Genomic DNA, 21,674 nt, shown 5'->3' with positions numbered 1-21,674 from the left:
TCAAGCGACGGCAACGACGTCGAGAATGCGTTGCACCACACGGTCCTGGTCAATCCCGGCCGCTTCGGCTTCGAACGACAGGATGATGCGATGGCGCAGCACGTCGAACAGCACCGCCTGGATGTCTTCCGGGCTGACAAAGTCGCGACCGGCCAGCCAGGCATGGGCGCGCGCGCAGCGATCCAGGGCGATGGAGCCACGGGGGCTGGCGCCGTAGGCGATCCATTCGGCCATTTCCGGGTCGAACTTGGCCGGGGTGCGCGTGGCCATGACCAGTTGCACCAGGTATTCCTCCACCGCATCGGCCATGTACAGGCCGAGGATTTCCTTGCGCGCGGCAAAGATCGCCTGCTGGCTGACGCGGCGCTCGGGCTTGGTTTCGCCGTTGAGGGCTTCGCCACGGGCCTGTTGCAGGATGCGCCGTTCGACGGCCGCGTCGGGGAAGCCGATCTTGACGTGCATCAGGAAACGGTCGAGCTGGGCCTCGGGCAGCGGGTAGGTGCCTTCCTGCTCGATGGGGTTTTGCGTGGCCATCACCAGAAACAGCGGGGACAGGTCGTAGGTACTGCGCCCGACGCTGACCTGGCGCTCGGCCATGGCCTCCAACAGCGCCGATTGCACCTTGGCCGGGGCGCGGTTGATCTCGTCCGCCAGCACCAGGTTGTGGAAGATCGGCCCTTGCTGGAACACGAAACTGCCGGTTTCCGGGCGATAGATCTCGGTGCCGGTGATGTCGGCGGGCAACAGGTCGGGGGTGAACTGGATACGATGGAACTGCGCTTCGATGCCTTCGGCCAGCTCTTTGATCGCCTTGGTCTTGGCCAGGCCCGGCGCGCCTTCCACCAGCATATGGCCGTCGGCGAGCAGGGCGATCAGCAGGCGATCGATGAGTTTTTCCTGGCCGAGAATCTGCGTAGAAAGAAAGGTTCGCAGCGCGAGCAGCGCTTCACGATGTTCCATCGATGACGGTTCCTGGAGAGATGAGCCTGTGCGTCATGTAACAAACGACAGCCTGGGGCGCCTACTTTAATGCATGGCAGGGGGTGGCGACTAACGGCACGCGGGGTATTTTTAGCAAAACTTGTAGGAAAATTGTGTGAGAGGCACAAAGGACGGCGAGCAGGCGTGTCCGCTCACCGCCTCTGCTTCAACGGCAGGGCACCCCGGGATGCCAAGGCTGGCTATGCACGGCAGAGTTGAGATCCGGGCGTTTGTCGAGGCTGTAGAAGTTCTGTTTGTAGGCCATGCCGTTGTACGACACCGCCTCTGCGTAGGTTGAATACACCTTGGTGGGCGACCACGCCGGAATGTCGCGGCAACTGCCCGAAGGTGGCGGGGCCTTGACGGTGATCGGTTTTTCCAGTCGCAGCGTACCGCCGCGCCCGTCACTGACCACGACACTGACGATGACGCGGGTATCGCCGGTGACCGCAGGGGCGGTGAGGGTGACGCTGCGGGTATTGCCGATGGTGCCGGTGAAGCCGGTCGGGCGCGTCCACGTGTAGCTCATCGCGTCGCCGTCAGGGTCGCTGGTGTTGGCGATGAAGCTCACGGCCTTGCCCGAATCGACCGTTTCGCTGCCCTGCAGGCTGCCGACGGGTGGGCGGTTGGCGGGGGTGCCGGTGGTCACCGTGAGGCTGTGGCTGGCCGTCGCACGGCGATCGCGTTCATCGGTGACGGTCAGGGTGATGACGCGTGTTCCCGCCGTATTCGGAGCAATAAAGCTGCTGGATGCTTGCGCCGAAAAGTCCGGGTTGAAGCCAGTGGCCGCCCAGGCGAAGCGCAAGCCTTGGCCCGTGGAGGAGGCCCCCGATAGCAGCACCGCCTTGCCGGCCTCAACACTGGAAGGGCCAGTGATCCTGGCGACCGGCAGCCCGTTGCCGCAGGTGCCCAGGCGCCGCCAGGGTTTGGCGGCGCCGGTTTCAACAAAGTTCAGATCGGGGCGAGCGTTTTGCGTCCAGTGCGCCACTTGGTAGTTGTAACCGCTGTAGGAGACTTTTTCGCCAGCGGAGGCATATACCTTGCTCGCAATCCAGGGGGCGGCGCAGTCGCCGACCGGAGGCGCGTCAGGGGCCTTGATGGTCATGTTTTCCCTCAGGTTGAGGGTGTGGGTGCCGTCGGACACCGCCACGGAAATCGAGGTCAGGGTATCGGCGGTTACGGGCGGGGCGGTCAATGCCAAGGTCGGTCCATCCCCGTCCGGAGGGGTAAACCCGTCGGCATTCCAGCGATAGGTCAGCGGTTTTTGCGTGGGCGATTGCGCATAGACATGGCCGTTGAACGTCTCTCCCGATTTGGCTTGCTCGGGGATGGCCAGCCGGCCCGTGGGCGGTTGGCCGGCGCCGTCGGCAAGCAGTTTGCGGATGGCGGCCTCCAGGTCCGGTTGCACGCCAATCTCGGTACGGTTGCCGTTGGCTTGTGGATAGCCGGTCTCCACGAGGATTCTGCGCAGTTCCTTGGGGGCGAGATTGCCCAGGCCATTGGCCCGCGCCACACCTTGCAGCGATGCCATCACCCCGGCAATGATCGGGTTGGCGGAGGAGGTGCCGCTGTAGGTGTGGGTATAGGCGCTGGTGGGGTTGGCGGTGGTCCAGGTCGTCGTGGTGACGGAGCCGCCCCAACTGAACAGGTCGACGCGTCTGCCGTATTGGGAGTAATAGGCTCTCAAACCGCTCGTGGGGTACACGGCGCCCGCGTAGATGCTGCCGGAATCGAATCTGTTGCGATCAAAGTAGCCGTTGAAGTAGGGGTGGTCCAGGTTGATATTGCCGTTTGCCGCAGCCAGTACGACATGCACACCTTTTTCCATCGTCAGGTAGGTGATGATGTCGCGTACCATGCTGTTGTATTCCAGGGGCATGTAGCAGTTCTGGGTGCAGCCGACTGCTGGAAAGGGCGTGTAATTCATATGCACGCCCAGTTGCAACACATCGCCGGGGCTCAGTTGTTCGGCGGTTTGCAGCAATCGGCTGGGGCCATATTGCGAATAGCCCAGTTGTGCATGGGGCACGATGCCGGTGGTGCCGAAGCCGTTGTCCCTGGAGCCGATGGTGCCGACGCTGGCCGTGTCGTGGTAGCCAGTAAGAGCCCCTGCATCGACTTCCAGAAAAGGTTTGGGCAGGTCCACGTGGTTGTAGGCCCAATGATCGATCTCCGAAGAGATCACCCGCATGTTGTAGCCCTTGCCACCGGGTACGGTCCAGGCCTTCACCGCGTTTACACCGCCGATGTTGTAGGGCGGCACGGCTTGTCGGCCGAGCAGGTAGTGCTGGCGTCCGGTATGGTCCGGTATGCTGCCGCTCGCACTGCCTGCGATGGGTTCGGCCTTGTCGTCGTGCATGCCCTCCACCACGGGTTCAAAGTCGACGTCTTCTATGGCCGGGTCTTGCTGGAGTTGCTGGCGCAGTGCGTCAGCCTGCCTGTGGCTCAAGTGGCGCGTGTCGACGATGTAGTAGCGGTCCAGCCGATGGCGGCGCAGGGCTTCTGCATCCGCCAGCGTGCGGGCCTTGCTCGGCGTTACCAGCGGCTTGATGTTGGGCACGCGGTGCTGGAAGGTGCTGGAGGGGTCGACGAGGTCCTGAAGATTTCGCGACCTGGATCCGTCGTCTTTGATCAGCAGAATCAAGTGTGAATAGTCAGTGTTGGCTGCGGATGCCGCCAGCGCTGATGAAACCGTAGCCAAAAGGCCAATGGCCAGAAACTTGCTGAGGGATTTCATCGAGGCACCCGTGCAGTCACCGTTGCTTTGCTCAGCTAAGGCCGGAAACACGGGGCCGGGTACTGTTAGAAATAACAGTACCGACCAACGGTCAAGGGCATCGGTGAAGGCTGCGCCAGTGCGATTCAGGCGCGGATGTAGGTGCCGGTGCCCTTGAGGATGTTTTGCAGGGTTTGTTCCACTTCTGCCATCTCCGCTGCGGCGGTGGCGTGGGTTATCTCCAATTGGTCCTTGCCGCCCAGTGCATCGGCATCGCCCGCTGCCAGCTCTACCCGCAATGTCGTGTCGCTGAGGGTGACTTTCAGCCCATCCAGGGTCGACGGCTCATAGTCCCAGGTCAGTTCCACTTCGTCTTCGTCGGGGTAGCGGGTGAGCATGAACATCTCGCCGTTCCTGCCGTGGCAGCAGAGCATGGCCATGTTGTCTTCTTCGTCGTCGCACGGGGTGGCCATCAGGGCGTCGGTTTTCAGTTGCAGCATGGGGAATCCTGTCTGGGGTAGGGCGTTGCGTAGGCAATTGTGCCATTGCGGCGAATTTTGTGCTGCTTCCTGTGTCAGACCCAGCGCATGACCTGACGGGCAATACCGGTCATTTTCGGTACTCGGGGCCGGGAAAATAGCCGGTTTTTCTACCGGGAATTCCGGGTTGCCCAAGTCGCAACCCCACGCCTGCGTACCGATGACCGAATATGTCGCAGCATCGCAAGCACCCGGCTTCCCACACTCGTTAAGCTGCGCAACGGATGTGCACGTGCCAGGCGCCTGACCTGCCCGTCGTACCGTCACCCGGCAAGGTGCGCATCTTATGGAAGTTGTATGTGACCTCATTGTCTTGTCCAGCTTCACCCACCTGTCACCCTGATTCGTTTATGGTGCTTAACTCGTTACCTGCGAACAGAGCTGACGGTCTCCCCACCAGGGGATAACACGCGACGCTTCCATCAATAACAAGCCCAAGCGGAGTACCACAGATGGCGTTCTTCACCGCAGCCAGCAAGGCCGACTTCCAGCATCAACTGCAAGCGGCACTGGCGCAGCACATCAGTGAACAGGCACTGCCACAAGTGGCGCTGTTCGCTGAGCAATTCTTCGGCATCATTTCCCTGGATGAACTGACCCAGCGTCGCCTTTCCGACCTGGCCGGTTGCACCCTGTCTGCCTGGCGCCTGCTTGAGCGCTTTGATCACACCCAACCGCAAGTGCGGGTCTACAACCCCGATTACGAACGTCATGGCTGGCAATCGACCCACACTGCGGTCGAAGTGCTGCACCATGACCTGCCATTCCTGGTGGACTCGGTACGCACCGAGCTGAACCGCCGTGGCTACAGCATCCATACCCTGCAGACCACCGTGCTCAGCGTGCGCCGTGGCAGCAAGGGCGAGTTGCTGGAAATCCTGCCCAAGGGCACCCAGGGCGAAGGCATCGAGCAAGAGTCGCTGATGTACCTGGAAATCGACCGCTGCGCCAACGCCGCCGAACTGAACGTGCTGAGCAAAGAGCTTGAGCAGGTACTGGGCGAAGTGCGCGTGGCCGTGGCCGATTTCGAACCGATGAAGGCCAAGGTCCAGGAGCTGCTCGACGGTATCGACGCCAGCCCGTTCGGCATCGACGGCGAAGAGAAAGCCGAGATCAAGAACTTCCTGGAATGGCTGGTGGGCAACCACTTCACCTTCCTCGGCTATGAAGAGTTCGTGGTACGTGACGAGGCGGACGGCGGTCATATCGAATATGACGCCAGCTCGTTCCTCGGTCTGACCAAGCTGCTGCGCGCCGGCCTGACCGCCGACGACCTGCGCATCGAAGACTACGCCGTGTCGTACCTGCGCGAGCCGACCGTGCTGTCGTTCGCCAAGGCCGCGCACCCAAGCCGTGTGCACCGCCCGGCTTACCCGGACTACGTGTCGATCCGCCAGATCGATGCCGACGGCAAGGTGATCAAGGAATGCCGCTTCATGGGCCTCTACACCTCGTCGGTGTATGGCGAAAGCGTGCGCGTCATCCCGTATATCCGCCGCAAGGTCGCGGAAATCGAGCGTCGCTCGGGCTTCCAGGCCAAGGCGCACCTGGGCAAGGAGCTTGCTCAAGTCGTTGAAGTGCTGCCCCGTGACGACCTGTTCCAGACCCCGGTCGACGAGCTGTTCAGCACCGTGATGTCGATCGTGCAGATCCAGGAACGCAACAAGATCCGTGTGTTCCTGCGTAAAGACCCGTACGGTCGTTTCTGCTACTGCCTGGCCTACGTGCCGCGCGACATCTATTCCACCGAAGTGCGCCAGAAGATCCAGCAAGTGCTGATGGATCGCCTGAAAGCCTCGGACTGCGAATTCTGGACCTTCTTCTCCGAATCCGTGCTGGCGCGCGTGCAGCTGATTCTGCGGGTCGACCCGAAGAACCGCCTGGACATCGACCCGCTGCAACTGGAAAAAGAAGTGGTGCAGGCCTGCCGCAGCTGGCAGGACGACTACTCCAGCCTCGTTGTGGAAAGCTTCGGCGAAGCCCACGGCACCAACGTGCTGGCGGACTTCCCGAAAGGCTTCCCGGCCGGCTACCGCGAGCGTTTCGCTGCGCACTCGGCCGTGGTCGACATGCAGCACCTGCTCAGCCTCACCGAAGCCAACCCGCTGGTGATGAGCTTCTATCAGCCGCTGGGCCAGGTCTCCGGCCAGCGCGAGCTGCATTGCAAGCTGTATCACGCCGATACCCCGCTGGCGCTGTCCGACGTCTTGCCGATCCTGGAAAACCTCGGCCTGCGCGTGCTGGGTGAGTTCCCGTACCGCCTGCGCCATGCCAACGGCCGCGAGTTCTGGATCCACGATTTTGCGTTCATCGCCGCCGAAGGCGTGAACCTGGACATCCAGCAGCTCAACGACACCCTGCAGGACGCGTTCGTGCACATCGTGCATGGCGATGCCGAGAACGATGCGTTCAACCGCCTGGTACTCACCGCCGGCCTGCCATGGCGCGACGTCGCGCTGTTGCGTGCCTACGCCCGTTACCTGAAGCAGATCCGCCTGGGCTTCGACCTCGGCTACATCGCCAGCACCCTGAACAACCACACCGACATCGCCCGCGAGTTGACCCGGTTGTTCAAGACCCGCTTCTATCTGGCGCGCAAGCTCACCGCCGATGACCTGGAAGACAAGCAGCAACGCCTGGAACAAGCGATCCTCACGGCCCTGGACGACGTCCAGGTGCTCAACGAAGACCGCATCCTGCGGCGCTACCTGGACCTGATCAAGGCCACCCTGCGCACCAACTTCTACCAGACCGACGCCAACGGCCAGAACAAGTCGTACTTCAGCTTCAAGTTCGACCCGCGTGCCATCCCCGAGCTGCCCAAGCCGGTGCCGAAGTTTGAAATCTTCGTCTACTCGCCGCGTGTCGAAGGCGTGCACCTACGCTTTGGCAATGTGGCCCGTGGCGGCCTGCGCTGGTCCGACCGTGAAGAAGACTTCCGTACCGAAGTGCTCGGCCTGGTCAAAGCCCAGCAAGTGAAGAACTCGGTGATCGTGCCGGTGGGCGCCAAGGGCGGCTTCCTGCCGCGTCGCCTGCCATTGGGCGGCAGCCGTGACGAGATCGCGGCCGAGGGCATCGCCTGCTACCGCATCTTCATTTCCGGCCTGTTGGACATCACCGACAACCTGAAGGATGGCGCCCTGGTGCCGCCGGCCAACGTCGTGCGCCATGACGACGATGACCCGTACCTGGTGGTGGCAGCGGACAAGGGCACCGCGACCTTCTCCGACATCGCCAACGGCATCGCCATCGACTACGGCTTCTGGCTGGGCGATGCCTTTGCCTCCGGTGGTTCCGCCGGTTACGACCACAAGAAAATGGGCATCACTGCCAAGGGGGCTTGGGTCGGTGTGCAGCGTCACTTCCGTGAGCGCGGCATCAACGTGCAGGAAGACAGCATCACCGTGGTGGGCGTCGGCGATATGGCCGGCGACGTGTTCGGTAACGGCCTGTTGATGTCCGACAAGCTGCAACTGGTCGCGGCCTTCAACCACCTGCATATCTTTATCGACCCGAACCCGAACCCGGCCACCAGCTTCGTCGAGCGCCAGCGCATGTTCGAGCTGCCGCGTTCGGCCTGGACCGACTACGACACCAGCATCATGTCCGAAGGCGGCGGTATCTTCTCGCGCAGCGCGAAGAGCATTGCCATCTCGCCACAGATGAAGGAACGCTTTGACATTTCGGCCGACAAGCTGACCCCGACCGAACTGCTGAACGCCTTGCTCAAGGCGCCGGTGGACCTGTTGTGGAACGGCGGTATCGGTACCTACGTCAAGGCCAGCACCGAAAGCCATGCCGATGTAGGCGACAAGGCCAACGACGCGCTGCGCGTCAACGGCAACGAGCTGCGCTGCAAGGTGGTGGGCGAGGGCGGTAACCTCGGCATGACCCAGCTGGGCCGTGTGGAATTCGGTCTCAATGGTGGCGGCTCCAACACCGACTTCATCGACAACGCCGGTGGCGTGGACTGCTCCGACCACGAAGTGAACATCAAGATCCTGCTCAACGAAGTGGTGCAGGCCGGCGACATGACCGACAAGCAACGCAACCAGTTGCTGGCGAGCATGACCGACGAAGTCGGCAGCCTGGTGTTGGGCAACAACTACAAGCAGACCCAGGCCCTGTCCCTGGCTGCGCGCCGTGCCTACGAGCGTGCCGCCGAGTACAAGCGCCTGATGAGCGACCTGGAAGGCCGTGGCAAGCTGGACCGCGCCATCGAGTACCTGCCGACCGAGGAGCAGCTCACCGAGCGCGCTTCCACCGGCAAGGGCCTGACCCGTCCGGAACTGTCGGTGCTGATTTCCTACAGCAAGATCGACCTCAAGGAAGCGCTGCTCAAGTCGCTGGTACCGGATGACGACTACCTGACCCGCGACATGGAGACCGCGTTCCCACCGAGCCTGGTGGCCAAGTTCGGCGAAGCCATGCGTCGCCACCGTCTGAAGCGCGAGATCGTCAGCACCCAGATCGCCAACGACCTGGTCAACCACATGGGCATCACCTTTGTGCAGCGACTCAAGGAGTCGACCGGCATGAGCCCGGCGAACGTGGCCGGTGCCTACGTGATCGTGCGCGACATCTTCCACCTCCCGCACTGGTTCCGCCAGATCGAAGCCCTGGACCACCAGGTCTCCGCTGACGTGCAATTGCAGTTGATGGATGAGTTGATGCGCCTGGGCCGTCGCGCCACGCGCTGGTTCCTGCGCAGCCGTCGCAACGAGCAGGACGCCGGCCGTGACACCGCGCACTTCGGTCCGCACCTGGCCGCGTTGGGCCTCAAGCTCGACGAACTGCTGGAAGGTCCGACCCGCGAAGGCTGGCAGACCCGCTACCAGGCCTACACCGAAGCCGGCGTGCCGGAGTTGCTGGCGCGCATGGTTGCAGGCACGACCCACCTGTACACCTTGCTGCCGATCATCGAAGCCGCTGATGTGACCGGGCATGACGCCGCCGAAGTGGCCAAGGCCTACTTCGCTGTCGGCAGCGCCCTGGACCTGCCGTGGTATCTGCAGCAGATCAGCGATCTGCCCGTGGCCAACAACTGGCAGGCCCAGGCCCGCGAAGCGTTCCGCGACGATGTGGACTGGCAGCAACGTGCGATCACCATTTCCGTCCTGCAAATGGCCGACGCGCCACAGGACATGGAAGCCCGCGTGGCCCTGTGGCTTGAGCAGCACAAGGACATGGCTGATCGTTGGGTCGCAATGATGGTGGAAATCCGTGCTGCGGTCGGCACGGACTACGCCATGTACGCGGTGGCCAACCGTGAGTTGCTGGACCTGGCGTTGAGTGGTCAATCGGTGTTGTAAAACAACGACTGGTACTGGAAGAATCCCTGAATCTCACGATTCAGGGATTTTTTTTGGCCCGGTGAACCCGGGCAGCCCGCTATTGGACGATTATTTCGCAGTGCCCGGAATGATCAACTCCTCAAGGCGAGAGAAGGGTTCAATAGCCTTTTCTGCAAGTTGGGTCAGGGTCGTGTTGGCCTTTTCCCAATCCATTTGCGTCATCTGCATTTCGATTGCGTGGAGGTCGGATGCAAGCATGGGAACCTCTTCAACCTCCGCTGTTTTCTTGAGTACATACTTCAACATCGCGTAGGCCAGGCCGAGGTCCTTGGCTAGGCCGTACGTGCGCGGCGCCTGTCGCTCGCCAGGGGCATAGCGGGATGCGTCTTTTTGCGCGCGTGCAAAGTTGGCGAGTGCGTAGCCGTATTCGAGCATCCCGTATACCTGTCCCATCCACGCCAGTTGAGCAAGACGTGATTGTTTTTCGGCAAAGCTGGCATTCGACTCATCAGAAAAGACTCGTGCGTGTACCGCCAAAGGCAGTCCACCGTCTGCGGACGCTTGCAGGAGTTCTTCGATTCGGGCGTGGCGTAGGGTGTCGTTACTAAAGATCTCAGGCTTTTGTTGATACAACTGGGCGAGTTTGTATTGGGCTTGGTTCCAGCCGACGGCGGCGGACTTCTCCAACCAGTGGGTGTCATTGGTAATGAGGTACATGTAATACATGCCCTGGGGATTCTCTTGGCTCGCCGGGTTGGTCAGCAGGCCCTTGGCTTTTTCCAGGGACTGGGCGTCACCCAGTTGTATCAAGGCAGGAATATAGTTCTGAGCCGCAGCCAATCTGAGCCATTTCTTTGTATCGTCGCTTGCGTGGGAAGTGACCTCACCGTTCTTGTGATGCCAGATGCCGTCGCGGTAAGCACCGCATGTGGCCAGGGCGAACTGAGACCAAGCGTTGCCGGTCGCGGCGGCTATGTTTAGAAAGCGCTCGGCTTCTTCAAGTTTGTTGAGCTGGAATATTTTCGCTCCCGTGTAAAGCGCAGCATCGTTCAACTCGTTCAGAGCCGTCTGCATTTCCAGTGGCATTGTTGTTTTTTGCGTGTTCAGTTGCGAAAGCACGCTGAACAGTGCTGGTCGTATTTTTGAATCTGATTTCATGATTGGTACCTGTAATACGCACTCAAATTGTGCGCAAACAGGGTGTGAGATTGCCTGGGCCCTCAGGCGTTACATAGCTATTGCGTTAGCTTGAGCAGTTTCGATTCCAGGTGATCCAAATGCTGGGTCATCAGGCTGATCGCACGGTTGACGTCGCGTTGCTCAACTGCGTCGACAATCGCCACATGCTCCTGCCACGCGCAATACGTGCAGGCTTTGGCCTCATATTGCGCAATGATCAACGACGTCAGCGGCACCAGGCTGTTCAGGAACTGCGCCAGCGGCGCATTTCCTGCTATGGCTGCCAACTGCAGGTGAAACTCCCCCGACAAGCGTATCGCCGGCCCACGCTGGTCACGTTCAATGCAATCGCGCTCGCGGGCGATCAATTCGCGTAATTGGCGGATTTGCCCGGAGCTGGCCTGGGCGCATGCCAATTGCACCACGGTCATTTCGGTCATGCGCCGCGCTTCGAGGATTTGCCGCGTCTGCTGGGCATCCGGCGCCGCCACTTGGGCGCGCTGGTTCGGACGCAGGATAATCACTTGCTGATGGGACAGTTTGGCCAATACCCGACGGATCACGCTGCGGCTCACGCCGAAGGTTTCGCCCAGGCTTTCTTCGGTGAAGCGGCTGGCCGGGGCGATGCGTTGTTCGAGGATTGCGTCGAACAACCGTGGGTAGATGTCATCCACCGAAGGCTTCTTGCCGGCCACCAGGCGCAGGGTGGGCAAGTAGGGGGCGTGTTGCAGGGCGTGGGCGGTCATGGCCGGTCTCCAATAAATCAGCTGCCCAGATGATCGTCCGGGATATTCAGGCGAATGCCCATGCGCAGGCCTTCCTGGAGGATATGCCGGCGCATTTCGGCACTGGCCAGGGCGCTGTTCTTGTTGCGGATGGCGCGTACCACCGCCTCATTTTCCTGCAGGCGTTCCGCCAGGTGCTCGGGTGAGTTGCGCAGCACCTGGGTGCTTTGCTTGAGGGCATTGCTGGTTTGCTGCACCACGTTCTGGAAGATCGGGTTGGAGGTGAGCGCGAACAGTTCCTCATGAAAGTCGAGGTAAGCGTTCATGCCGGCTTCGGCGTCACCGGCATCCAGGGCTTCGCGCATGTCCATCAGGGTCAGGCGCAATTGGCCGACTTCCTTGCTGCTGATGGACTGGGCCACCAGGCCGACGATAAAGGGTTCGAGGGTGTAGCGCAGTTGCAGGATGTCTTCGAGGCTGGCGTCGGCCACGGCGTCGCTCGATTGTGGTTCGCTGACGCTGGTTTCCAGCACGACCACGCCTTTGCCGGGCATGGAGCGCACCAAGCCGAGGGTTTCCAGCACGATGACCGCTTCGCGCAGGCTGGGGCGGCTGATGCCCATCTGTTCGGCCAGTTCGCGCTGGCCGGGCAGCATTTCGCCCCGGCGCCACTGACCGCGAGCCAGGGCGGCGCGGAGTTTTTCTACGACTGAATTGACGACGGTTGAGGTGCTGATCACGTCGTGCGCTCCTTAAAAATGAATAATCCCTGCACTGTAGGAGCGAGCTTGCTCGCGAAAAACTTCAAGTCACCGCGTGCATCCAGAATGCCCGCGTTATCGTTGACGACCTTCGCGAGCAAGCTCGCTCCTACAGTGGAAAGCGTTTAGCGTTTTAAAATTCCTGGTGAGCCGGCACTACCGGCTTCCTGGCCTGGAAGGCATAACCTTGCTGGCCGTCCAGCACCTTGTTGGCGCGTTGGATATCGATGTCTTTTTCCCAGCGCGCGATGGCCACGGTGGCGACGCAGTTGCCGATCAGGTTGGTCAACGCGCGACCGATGCCCATGAACCAGTCCACCGCCAACACCAGCACCAGGCCGACCACCGGAATCGCCGGGATCGCCGTAAGCGTTGCCGCCAGAATCACCAGCGCCGAGCCGGGAATCCCGTGGGCACCCTTGGAGGTGATCAGCGACACCAGCAGGATGGTCAGCAGATCGGTCATCGACAGCGGCGTGCCGGTGGCGTTGGCGATAAACACGATGGCCAGGGTCAGGTAGATCGAGAAGCCGTCGAGGTTGAACGAGTACCCGGTTGGAATCACCAGGCCCACGGTGGAACTGCCGATGCCCAGGTGTTCGAGTTTGCGCATGACCTGCGGCAGCACCGCGTCGGAGGAGGCGGTACCCATCACGATCAACAGTTCTTCGCGCAGGTACTTGAGCAACGGCAGCATGCGCAGGCCCGACAGGCGCATCACCAGGCCGAGGATCAGCGCGACAAACGCAAAGCAGGTCAGGTAGAACAGGCCCACCAGGCTGCCCAGGTGTTGCAGGGAGTCCAGCCCGTAGGTGCTGGTGGTGAAGGCGATCGCGCCAAACACGCCGATGGGCGCCAGGCGCACGATCATGCCCATGATGCGGAAAATCACGTGGCTGAGTTCGTTGATCAGCCGGGTGATGCCCGAGGCTGCTTCGCCTACCAGGTTCAGCGCGCTGCCGAACAGTACCGAGAACAGCAGCACTTGCAGCACGTTGTTGTCGGCAAAGGCGCCGATCACCGAATTAGGGATCAGGTCCATCAGGAACTGGCTGGTGCCTTTGATGTGCTGGCCCTTGTCGGCCAGTTCATTCAGGCCGGCAGAGGAGAGCTGCTCCAGGTGGATATTGGCACCTTGGCCGATCCCGGTGCTGAAGGCCATGACCAGGCCGATCACCAGGGCGATGGTGGTGAGCACTTCAAAGTAGATCACCGACTTGAGGCCGATGCGCCCGACTTTCTTCAAGTCGCCGGCACCAGAAATACCGCTGACCACTACGCAGAACACGATCAGGCCGATCAGCATCTTGATCAGCTTGATAAAGCCGTCACCCAGGGGTTTGAGTTGCGAGGAGAATTCGGGAAGGGCCAGGCCGCACACAATGCCGAGCATCAGGCCAATCACGACTTGCAGGAAAATCGAACGCGAGCACCATCTGAGCATGGGAGGGATCTCTATTCGGTGCCCTGGTGGTTCCAGGGCTTAATTGTTGTGGTCATACCGGTAAGTCCAGTGCCTCGCCAGTCTAGGCCAGGTATTTTTGAAATCACAAGTAAAAATTCGGCGGTTGGCAGGTCCCGGTCTGACCAGTTGGTCGCGAAGGTTGATGCTTGAGCGGTTGGCGGGGCGCAAATTTTTTCGCTTATCATCCGCCGCCAGGCACATGAGGTGATGGATGGACAAACCAGGACTGACCACTGACGACACCGGGCTGACCCGCTGCACCTGGCGCACGGCCGCGCCGGAATACCTCCGTTATCACGACCACGAGTGGGGCGTACCGGTGGCGGATGATGTTCAACTGTACGAGAAGATCTGCCTGGAAGGCTTCCAGGCCGGCATGGCCTGGATCACCATCCTGCGCAAGCGCGAGCCGTTCAGGGTGGCATTCGACGGTTTTGATTTTCGCCGGGTGGCGCAGTACGGCGAGGCGGATATCGCGCGGTTGATGCAGGACCCGGGCATCGTGCGTAATCGGGCGAAGATCGTTTCCACCATCAACAACGCCCGCCGGGCGTGCGAGCTGGTGGATGAGACCGGCTCGCTGGCGCAGTGGTTGTGGGCGTTCGAACCCGGCCCTGAAGAGCGCCCGGCAGTGGTGGACCTGGCTTACTGGACGGGCAATCCCACCTCGCCGGCCTCGGTGCGCCTGTCCAAGGCCTTGAAGAAACGCGGCTGGACGTTCGTCGGGCCGACCACGATGTATGCGCTGATGCAGGCGATGGGGATGGTCAATGATCACCTTGATGGGTGCGTGTGCCGCCCAAAGATCGAAGAACTGCGCCGCCAGTTCAAGCGCCCGTGAGCCGCTGACGGTGGGAGGGGGGTTCACCCATACTACTGATTAGTGTGGAAGAGGGGTCAACACCTCGGCCTTGTCATCCAGCACCATCACTACCAGCAGCCTGGCCGGCTGGGTCTGGCTGGCATTGCTGGATTCAAAGTGTCGCGAACCCGCGGGCTCGTAGAACGATTCGCCGACCGTGTAGGTCCTGGCTTTCTCATCATTCACCCGCGAGGTAATCGCGCCTTCGAGCACATAGGCCACGGCTGTGCCCGTGTGGCTGTGGGGCACGGTGGCCTGGCCGGGGGCGTAGTCGACGGTGAGCAGGAGGGTTTTCTTGCCGGGCACCTGGGGCAGCGGGTGTTCTTGCAGGACCTTGATCGATTCCTGGTTGTACACGGGCGGGTGGGCAAAGGCGCTGAGCGAGGCGAGCATCAGGGTGGTGGCGAGCAGGCGTTTCATGGCGAAGTTTCCGAGAAGTTCGAGACCTGCCCACCGTACGCCGGGATTTTCGAGCGACCAATGACCAATCCGGCGGAAAAACCCTTAGCCAATCTGCTGGAGAATATCGCGCACCTTGTCCAGCGCCGGGTCGATATCGAGGGTCTCGATGGCCCCAAACCCGATGATCAGGCCCGAACGCACCGGCGTGTCGTGGAAGAACACGTCCAGCGGGTACAGGCCGACTTCCACCTGGCGCGCCAATTCCATCAGCAACGGGATATTCACCGGTACTTTGCACAACGCCGCCATATGGAACCCGGCGACGGTGGGCACCGCTTCGAACCACGGCGACAGGTCGCCCGCCAGGCGCTGCAAAATGCGCTCGCGGCGCCCGGCGTATACGCTGTGGCAGCGGCGAATATGCTTGAGCAAATAGCCTTCGCTGATGAATTTGGCCAGCGCCCATTGCGGCAATGTGGAGCTGTGCTGGTCGGTCAATTGCTTGGCCTTGAGCACCGCGCCGTAGATCGCCGGCGGCAGCACCGCATAGCCCAGGCGCAGTTCGGGCAACAGGGTCTTGGAGAACGTCCCGACGTAGGTGACCACGCCACGGCTGTCCATGCTTTGCAGGGAGTCGGTGGGCCGGCCTTCGTAGCGGAACTCGCTGTCGTAGTCGTCCTCGATGATGATCGCACCCAACTCGAAGGCGCGTGCCAGCAGTGACTCCCGACGTGGCAGGCTCATGGGCATGCCGAGGGGGAACTGGTGGGAGGGCGTGACGTAGATCAGCCGGGCGCCATCGGGGATCCGGTCGACCTGAATGCCTTGTTCATCGATGGGAACCCCGATGACCAAGGCCCCCATCGCCATGAACAACTGGCGCGCGGGGCTGTAGCCGGGGTCTTCCATGGCGACGATGCTGCCCGGTTCCAGCACCACGCGGGCGATCAGGTCCAACGCCTGCTGCGCACCGTTGGTGACCACGATGTCGCTGTCGCGGCATTTGACCCCACGGGAAAACGCGATATGCCCGGCGATGGCACTGCGCAGTGCCGGCACCCCTTCGGGCTGGCTGTAGAACCCACTGTTCTGGGCGATGCGCCGCAGCGCATCCTGGGTGCAGCGCCGCCATTCATCCTGGGGGAACTGGTTGCGGCTGGTGGCGCCGCCGATAAATTCGTAGCGCAACGTGCTGTCGCGGGTGGGATGGCGCATGGGCGAGGGCAGTGACTGCCACTTCGCCAGGTTGGCGGCGCAGGCCAGGTCGGTGGCGGTCTGCACGCGATTCGGCTGTGGTGCCCACGCGTTGACGAAGGTGCCACGGCCAATCTTGCCCACCAGCAGGCCTTCGTAGGTCAGGGTGGCGTAGGTGTCGGATACGGTCTTACGCGATACGCCTAATTGCTCGGCCAGCAGGCGGCTGGGTGGCAGTTGCGCGCCCGCCGAGAGACGCCCGGTGGCGATGGCTTCACGCAACTGCTGATAAAGCTGGGCCGCCAGGTCCTTACGCCCGTTGATGACGATGTGGAGTTCCATGTTTCATCCTGAGACAGATCGATCTGCGCCAAGGTTACGCGTAAATCGATCTGTAGAAACCCAGGCGTACTCAGGACAGGAACCCGCCATCCACATTCAGCGACACACCGGTGGTGTAGCTCGACGCATCGCTGGCCAGGTACAGCACCGCACCGGCCATCTCGCTCGGGTCGGCCACGCGCTTGAGCGGGATCTGCGCCAGGGCCATTTTCAGGATCGCGTCGTTCTTCACCAGCGCCGAGGCGAACTTGGTGTCGGTCAGGCCCGGCAACAGGGCGTTGCAACGAATGCCGAATTCGGCGCATTCCTTGGCGAACACCTTGGTCATGTTGATCACGGCGGCCTTGGTCACCGAGTAGATGCCCTGGAACACGCCCGGCGAAATGCCGTTGATCGACGCCACGTTGATGATGCTGCCGCCACCGTTCTCGCGCATCAGCTTGCCGGCTTCCACCGACATGAAGAAGTAGCCGCGAATGTTCACGTCAACGGTCTTCTGGAAGGCGCCGAGGTCGGTGTCCAGCACGTTGCAGAACTGCGGGTTGGTCGCGGCATTGTTGACCAGTATGTCCAGGCGGCCGAACTGTTCGCGGATGCCGGCAAACACCTGGGTAATCTGCTCCATTTCACCGATATGGCAGGCAATCGCCGTGGCCTTGCCGCCGTCGGCGATGATTGCATCCGCCACATGCTGGCAGCCTTCGAGCTTGCGGCTCGAGACGATCACGTGGGCGCCTTGCTGGGCAAGCAGCTTGGCGATGGCTTCACCGATGCCACGGCTGGCGCCGGACACAAAGGCAATCTTGCCGTCGAGGTCGAACAGGTGGGTCTTGGACATTAGCGATTCCTTAGAGGGCTGATTTACCGATGACATTCAGGCTCATCTGCTCCAGCAGCTTGTTCATGTGGATGAACTGCGCAAAGCGTTTGTCCTGGGTCTGGCCGTGGAAGAAACGGTAGTAGATCTGCTGCACGATGCCGGCCAGGCGGAACAGGCCGTAGGTGTAGTAGAAGTCGAAATTGTCGATCTGGATCCCGGCGCGCTCAGCGTAGTAATCCACGAACTGGCGGCGGGTGAGCATGCCGGGGGCATTGCTCGGCTGGCGGCGCATCAGTTGCACCGGCGCCGGGTCGTCGGCTTCGATCCAGTAGGCGAGGGTGTTGCCCAGGTCCATCAGCGGGTCGCCGAGGGTGGTCAGTTCCCAATCCAACACGCCGATGATCTGCATCGGGTTGTGCGGGTCGAGGATCACGTTATCGAAGCGGTAGTCGTTATGCACGATGCTCGAGGTGGGATGGTCGGCGGGCATCTTGTCGTTGAGCCAGGCACGTACCTTTTCCCAGTTGGGGGCGTCGGGGGTCAGGGCCTTTTCGTAGCGGTCGCTCCAGCCACCAATCTGGCGTGCCACATAACCTTCAGGCTTGCCCAGGTCGGCCAGGCCGCAGGCGCGGTAGTCGACCTGGTGCAGTTCGACGAACTTGTCGATAAAGCTTTTGCACAACGCCTCGGTCCGGGTGGCATCCAGGCCCAGTTCGGCGGGCAGGTCGGAACGCAGGATGATGCCGTTGACCCGTTCCATCACATAGAACTCGGCGCCGATCACCGACGCGTCGGTGCAGTGCACATAGGCCTTGGGGCAATACGGGAAACCATCCTTGAGCTGGTTGAGAATGCGGTATTCGCGGCCCATGTCGTGGGCGGACTTGGCCTTGTGGCCAAAGGGTGGGCGACGCAGCACGAATTCCTGGCCGGGGTATTCCAGCAGGTAGGTGAGGTTGGATGCGCCACCGGGGAACTGGCTGATCGTGGGCGTGCCGCTCAGGCCTGGGATATGGGCCTTGAGGTAGGGATCGATCAAGTTGGCATCAAGTTCTTCGCCTGGGCGAATCTGGGTCGATTGGTCGTTAAGCGCCATGCTTATCCCTTCTGCTTATTCTAAAGGCGTCGGACTATTTCCTAATCTAATGCGCACCACCGCCCAGCGACAAGGTCGGGGCGGCTTAATAGGTTAGCGTGTTGAAGGGTGATCAGCCTGCCTGATTGGTCATTTTACGGGCGGGGGCAGGACGACCGGGGTAAGCACCGGCCGGCCGGCAAAGTACTCCACCAGGTTGTCGGCCACACGCTGCACGGTGTCGTGGGCGGCCTCGGGAGACAGGCCGGCCACATGGGACGTGAGCACGGTATTGCTCAAGCGCTTGAGGGCATCCGGCACCTTGGGTTCATCGTCGAACACGTCCAGCGCCGCACCCCCGATACGGCGTTGTTCAAGGGCGGTGACCAGGTCGGCGGTGACCACCACGCTGCCACGGCCGATATTCACCAGGTAACCGTTCGGGCCGAGGGCGTCCAGGGCGTGGCGGTCGATCAAGTGGCGCGTGCCGGCGCCGCCGGGCGTGGCCAGGACCAAGAAATCCGAGCTGCGCGCCAGCTCCACGGCCGTGGCGCAGTAGGTGTAGTCCACATCATCGCGCGGCTGGCGGTTGTGATAGCTCACTTCCATGCCAAAGCCGAGGGCCGCGCGCTTGGCGATTTCCAGGCCCACCGCGCCGAGCCCGAGGATGCCCAATTGCTTGCCGCCCAGGGACGGGCGCATGACCTTGGGCCATTCGCTGCGGCGTACCGCTGCGTCCGTCTGGGGAATGCCGCGCACCAGCGACAACAGCAGCGCCATGGCGTGGTCGGCCACCGACGGCGCATTCACCCCGGCGCCATTGGTGACCACGATGCCGCGATTGCTCGCGGCCTGCAGGTCGACATGCTCATAACCGGCGCCGATCACGCAGATGATCTCCAGCATTGGCAGGGCCGCGATTTCTTCGGCATACAGGCCCAGCGGGCCCCGGGTCAGTACGGCCTTGATCTGCCCGCCATGGGTCTTGATCGCCTGGGCGCGCTCGCTGGGTGTGGGCGCCAGGATCACATGAAAGTCGTTGCTCTCGATGATTTGCAGGTATTCATTGATGGTTTCAACCAGAACCAGAACAGTGGTGGTCATCGGAAGGCTCTTCCTGAAGGGTTTGAGGGCATCAGTATGCGGGATTTGCAGGAGGGCGCGTTTTGCTCGGGTAGAAAAAATCTACGACTGCAGGCGCGAGCATGCTTGCTCCTACAGTCTGTACCGGTCAGAACCTGACGTCAGCCGCTTTCATACTCAGCCCAAACGCCCCCGCCAGCGTGGCATTGTGATGCGCGATGATCGCCTCGGCCTTCAGCGCCGGGGTGTCCATGCAGGTATGGGCGTCTTCAGGCACGATCACCGAGAAGCCCAGCTCTACCGCCACGCGGCAGGTGGTGTCGATGCAGTACTGGGTTTTCATCCCGACGATCACCAGTTGATTAACCTCCAGGGCTCGCAGTCGTCGGGCCAGGTCGGTACCCAGGAAGCAACTGGGGCGGGTTTTGTCGAGCAGATGGTCGTGAGTTTCGTCTACCAGCAGCCCTTGCCACAGTTGCCAATTCGGACTGCCCGCAGCTATCGGCGAGCCCGCCGGGCCGGTATGGCGGGCGACCAGGATCGGCGCGCCGGCTTCACGGGCGCGGCCGATCAACGAGTTGATGGTGCCCAGCACACGCTCGCGTTCAAAGGGTTTGTCGGGGCCATCGTACAAGCCGGTTTGCATATCGATGATCAACAGGGCATCAGCCATGGTATTGCTCCTTGTGAGTGCCAGGCGACGGAGCAATAAAAAGGCCCCGTCCATTGCTGGCGGGGCCTTGGGTTGAATCTGGGGGGTGTTTAGCTTGAGCACCCACGGCAACCGCACGACCCGCCTGGAGCGGTCGTGGTGGTGGTGCGGGTGAGGAGCTGCTGGAAAAAGGTCATGCCTCGATCATGCTGGGACAGGGGCGAGGCTGTCAAATGCATCAGGTGCCGAAAAAGTTGCGCCCCAGCTGGAACAGGGGGCGCGGATGCTAGCGGGAGATCACTGCGGGGGGCTAAGCCGTGCCTTTTCCTGCTCGGCCTGAGCGATGGCCATGAAATTGTAGGTGGGGAAGAATTCCGTGGTGTAGACCCCCCATGCGGTGTTTTCGATCGCCAGGTTGACTTCCGCCAGGCGCGACGCCGGCAGGCGCAGCACAACGACCTGCCCGATACCCATGGTGATGTTCCAGCTCACTACTTCCACTCCTGCTGGTGGGAACACCTTGTGAAATTCCTGCTTGGCCAGTTGTTGTTTCAGTTCGCTCAACGGGCGTGATTGATCGTGTTTAAGAAATACGGTCAACATGACGGCGTTGTCCGCTGTGGCAGCAGCGTTTTTTGCAGGAAGGGTTGTTGAAGTTTGCGCAGTCGCTACACCGGGTAACAGTGTCGCGGCCAGCAGTGCGGGTATTAACAGTTTGCGCATATTCATTGTCGGGTGCCTTGTTTGTTATTCGGTTTTATCATTAAACATGAATGTTTAATCAGTTCGACATGACTGTCTTCATGGGGCCGGTGTAGGGGGCGTGTACCACATAAATCCGAACGGGCGGGTTAGTGCTGACCATATCGCGCGGCACTTCGCGGGAATAAGTGAATTCGCTGCTGTCGAGTTTTTCGAGTCTTCTAACAATGGTTCTGGTCGGGCCAACGTCAGGGACCAGGATATGGGTCTTTTTATCGCCGGTGACCAGGAAGTAACCGCCGCCGCCATCGGCGTGTTTCGAGCGGCCGGTATCGGTGTAGAAGAACTCATAGCGATTGCGCTGCGGGTCCCACATCGATATGCCTACCACGCCGGGGTAGCTGGCCTTGACGTCGGTGTCCGGCTCGCCTTCGATATAAACCTTGGTGGTCAGCCATTGAGGCGAGGAAGCCAGTGCTTGAGCGTCAGGTTCGGACGCGGTTTGATTGGCGTAACTTTCAGACGAGCAGAGTAGGCCCGTGATCAACAAACCAGCAAAAACAACAGTGAGTCTTCGCATATTGGAATCCTTGTTATTTTAAATAAGCATGTTGTTCTTCGAATGGAGCGGGGCGATGTTAGGTTGGTTCTTGGCGAATGCTCAATGGCTATGTAGGGTTGTGTAACAATTGCAAGGTTGTTGTGGTTAAACTTTTATTTAGATATAAGGTGTTTCTGGTCTTGCTGTAGGCGACTTCTCTAAAAGTATGGGAAGTCCATTGGTTAGAATCCCCGATCGCGCTCGTCAATGGCGCCTGGCAGCCACTCGAGAAGCCCGCGGCAGCCCCTCGAAACCACTGCCCAGGGCCGCGCTTGAGCGTC

General features: G+C 61.2%; 17 protein-coding genes and 1 pseudogene. 2 read left to right on the top strand and 16 right to left on the bottom strand.

The genetic code is table 11. The annotated features are described in order from the left end of the window. The 3 genes from V3W40_RS05310 to V3W40_RS05300 all read right to left on the bottom strand — a co-directional run bounded on the left by V3W40_RS05310 (window position 1) and on the right by V3W40_RS05300 (window position 4,197). The gene (locus V3W40_RS05310; protein WP_003174327.1) at window positions 1–960 is read right to left on the bottom strand and encodes an AAA family ATPase; all 960 of its coding nucleotides are present in this window, start codon (window positions 958–960) and stop codon (window positions 1–3) included. 187 nt (window positions 961–1,147) lie between these two features. Continuing rightward, on the bottom strand, window positions 1,148–3,718 hold the full coding sequence (locus tag V3W40_RS05305) for a S8 family serine peptidase (RefSeq protein WP_330214576.1): 2,571 nt from the start codon (window positions 3,716–3,718) through the stop codon (window positions 1,148–1,150). A 125-nt stretch (window positions 3,719–3,843) separates the two neighbouring features. Continuing rightward, entirely contained in the window at window positions 3,844–4,197 is a 354-nt protein-coding gene (locus tag V3W40_RS05300; RefSeq protein ID WP_065927991.1) for a hypothetical protein, read from the bottom strand. Window positions 4,198–4,688: 491 nt separating this feature from the next. Here V3W40_RS05300 and V3W40_RS05295 point away from each other — a divergent pair, with 491 nt between their 5' ends. After that, entirely contained in the window at window positions 4,689–9,548 is a 4,860-nt protein-coding gene (locus tag V3W40_RS05295; RefSeq protein ID WP_065927992.1) for an NAD-glutamate dehydrogenase, read from the top strand. A 90-nt stretch (window positions 9,549–9,638) separates the two neighbouring features. On the opposite strand, the gene V3W40_RS05290 is transcribed toward V3W40_RS05295, so the two are convergent. The 5 genes and pseudogenes from V3W40_RS05290 to V3W40_RS05270 all read right to left on the bottom strand — a co-directional run bounded on the left by V3W40_RS05290 (window position 9,639) and on the right by V3W40_RS05270 (window position 13,654). Further along, a complete protein-coding gene (locus V3W40_RS05290) occupies window positions 9,639–10,688 on the bottom strand; it encodes a hypothetical protein (RefSeq protein WP_137212534.1) in 1,050 nt (349 codons plus the stop codon). A 77-nt stretch (window positions 10,689–10,765) separates the two neighbouring features. After that, complete coding sequence (locus V3W40_RS05285; protein WP_330214575.1) at window positions 10,766–11,455, bottom strand: GntR family transcriptional regulator; 690 nt, start codon at window positions 11,453–11,455, stop codon at window positions 10,766–10,768. 17 nt (window positions 11,456–11,472) lie between these two features. Beyond that, window positions 11,473–12,174 (bottom strand): FadR/GntR family transcriptional regulator, encoded by a 702-nt coding sequence (locus V3W40_RS05280; protein WP_065927995.1) that lies wholly within the window; start codon window positions 12,172–12,174, stop codon window positions 11,473–11,475. Between the two features lie 32 nt (window positions 12,175–12,206). Further along, window positions 12,207–12,296: pseudogene (locus tag V3W40_RS05275) on the bottom strand (outer membrane lipoprotein carrier protein LolA); the annotation flags it as partial. A gap of 32 nt (window positions 12,297–12,328) precedes the next feature. Beyond that, window positions 12,329–13,654, bottom strand: a complete 1,326-nt coding sequence (locus V3W40_RS05270; RefSeq protein ID WP_330214927.1) for a C4-dicarboxylate transporter DctA — start codon at window positions 13,652–13,654, stop codon at window positions 12,329–12,331. A gap of 217 nt (window positions 13,655–13,871) precedes the next feature. Between V3W40_RS05270 and V3W40_RS05265 the strand changes: the two genes are divergently transcribed. Beyond that, window positions 13,872–14,501: a DNA-3-methyladenine glycosylase I gene (locus tag V3W40_RS05265; protein WP_330214574.1), complete on the top strand. Its 630-nt coding sequence runs from the start codon at window positions 13,872–13,874 to the stop codon at window positions 14,499–14,501. A gap of 39 nt (window positions 14,502–14,540) precedes the next feature. Here the strand turns inward: V3W40_RS05265 and V3W40_RS05260 are convergent, their stop codons facing one another. The 8 genes from V3W40_RS05260 to V3W40_RS05225 form a co-directional block, all read right to left on the bottom strand. Continuing rightward, window positions 14,541–14,942: a cupin domain-containing protein gene (locus tag V3W40_RS05260; RefSeq protein ID WP_330214573.1), complete on the bottom strand. Its 402-nt coding sequence runs from the start codon at window positions 14,940–14,942 to the stop codon at window positions 14,541–14,543. Window positions 14,943–15,026: 84 nt separating this feature from the next. After that, entirely contained in the window at window positions 15,027–16,460 is a 1,434-nt protein-coding gene (gene pdxR, locus V3W40_RS05255; RefSeq protein WP_330214572.1) for a MocR-like pyridoxine biosynthesis transcription factor PdxR, read from the bottom strand. A gap of 70 nt (window positions 16,461–16,530) precedes the next feature. Then, on the bottom strand, window positions 16,531–17,298 hold the full coding sequence (locus tag V3W40_RS05250; RefSeq protein WP_027608558.1) for an SDR family oxidoreductase: 768 nt from the start codon (window positions 17,296–17,298) through the stop codon (window positions 16,531–16,533). Between the two features lie 10 nt (window positions 17,299–17,308). After that, window positions 17,309–18,376: a phosphotransferase family protein gene (locus tag V3W40_RS05245; RefSeq protein ID WP_027608557.1), complete on the bottom strand. Its 1,068-nt coding sequence runs from the start codon at window positions 18,374–18,376 to the stop codon at window positions 17,309–17,311. A gap of 129 nt (window positions 18,377–18,505) precedes the next feature. After that, window positions 18,506–19,459, bottom strand: coding sequence for a 2-hydroxyacid dehydrogenase (locus V3W40_RS05240; RefSeq protein WP_065928000.1), 954 nt, complete (start codon window positions 19,457–19,459; stop codon window positions 18,506–18,508). A gap of 127 nt (window positions 19,460–19,586) precedes the next feature. Beyond that, window positions 19,587–20,111 carry a cysteine hydrolase family protein gene (locus tag V3W40_RS05235; protein WP_137212539.1) on the bottom strand — a complete coding sequence of 175 codons (525 nt, stop codon included), beginning with the start codon at window positions 20,109–20,111 and terminating at the stop codon, window positions 19,587–19,589. A gap of 276 nt (window positions 20,112–20,387) precedes the next feature. After that, entirely contained in the window at window positions 20,388–20,819 is a 432-nt protein-coding gene (locus V3W40_RS05230; RefSeq protein ID WP_370737672.1) for a hypothetical protein, read from the bottom strand. Window positions 20,820–20,871: 52 nt separating this feature from the next. Continuing rightward, entirely contained in the window at window positions 20,872–21,372 is a 501-nt protein-coding gene (locus tag V3W40_RS05225; protein WP_065948237.1) for a DUF4822 domain-containing protein, read from the bottom strand. Window positions 21,373–21,674: the final 302 nt, after the last annotated feature.

This window comes from Pseudomonas sp. AM8 (assembly GCF_036346475.1).
Classification (GTDB): domain Bacteria; phylum Pseudomonadota; class Gammaproteobacteria; order Pseudomonadales; family Pseudomonadaceae; genus Aquipseudomonas; species Aquipseudomonas marginalis.
This window is presented reverse-complemented; position numbering and strand designations above follow the sequence as displayed.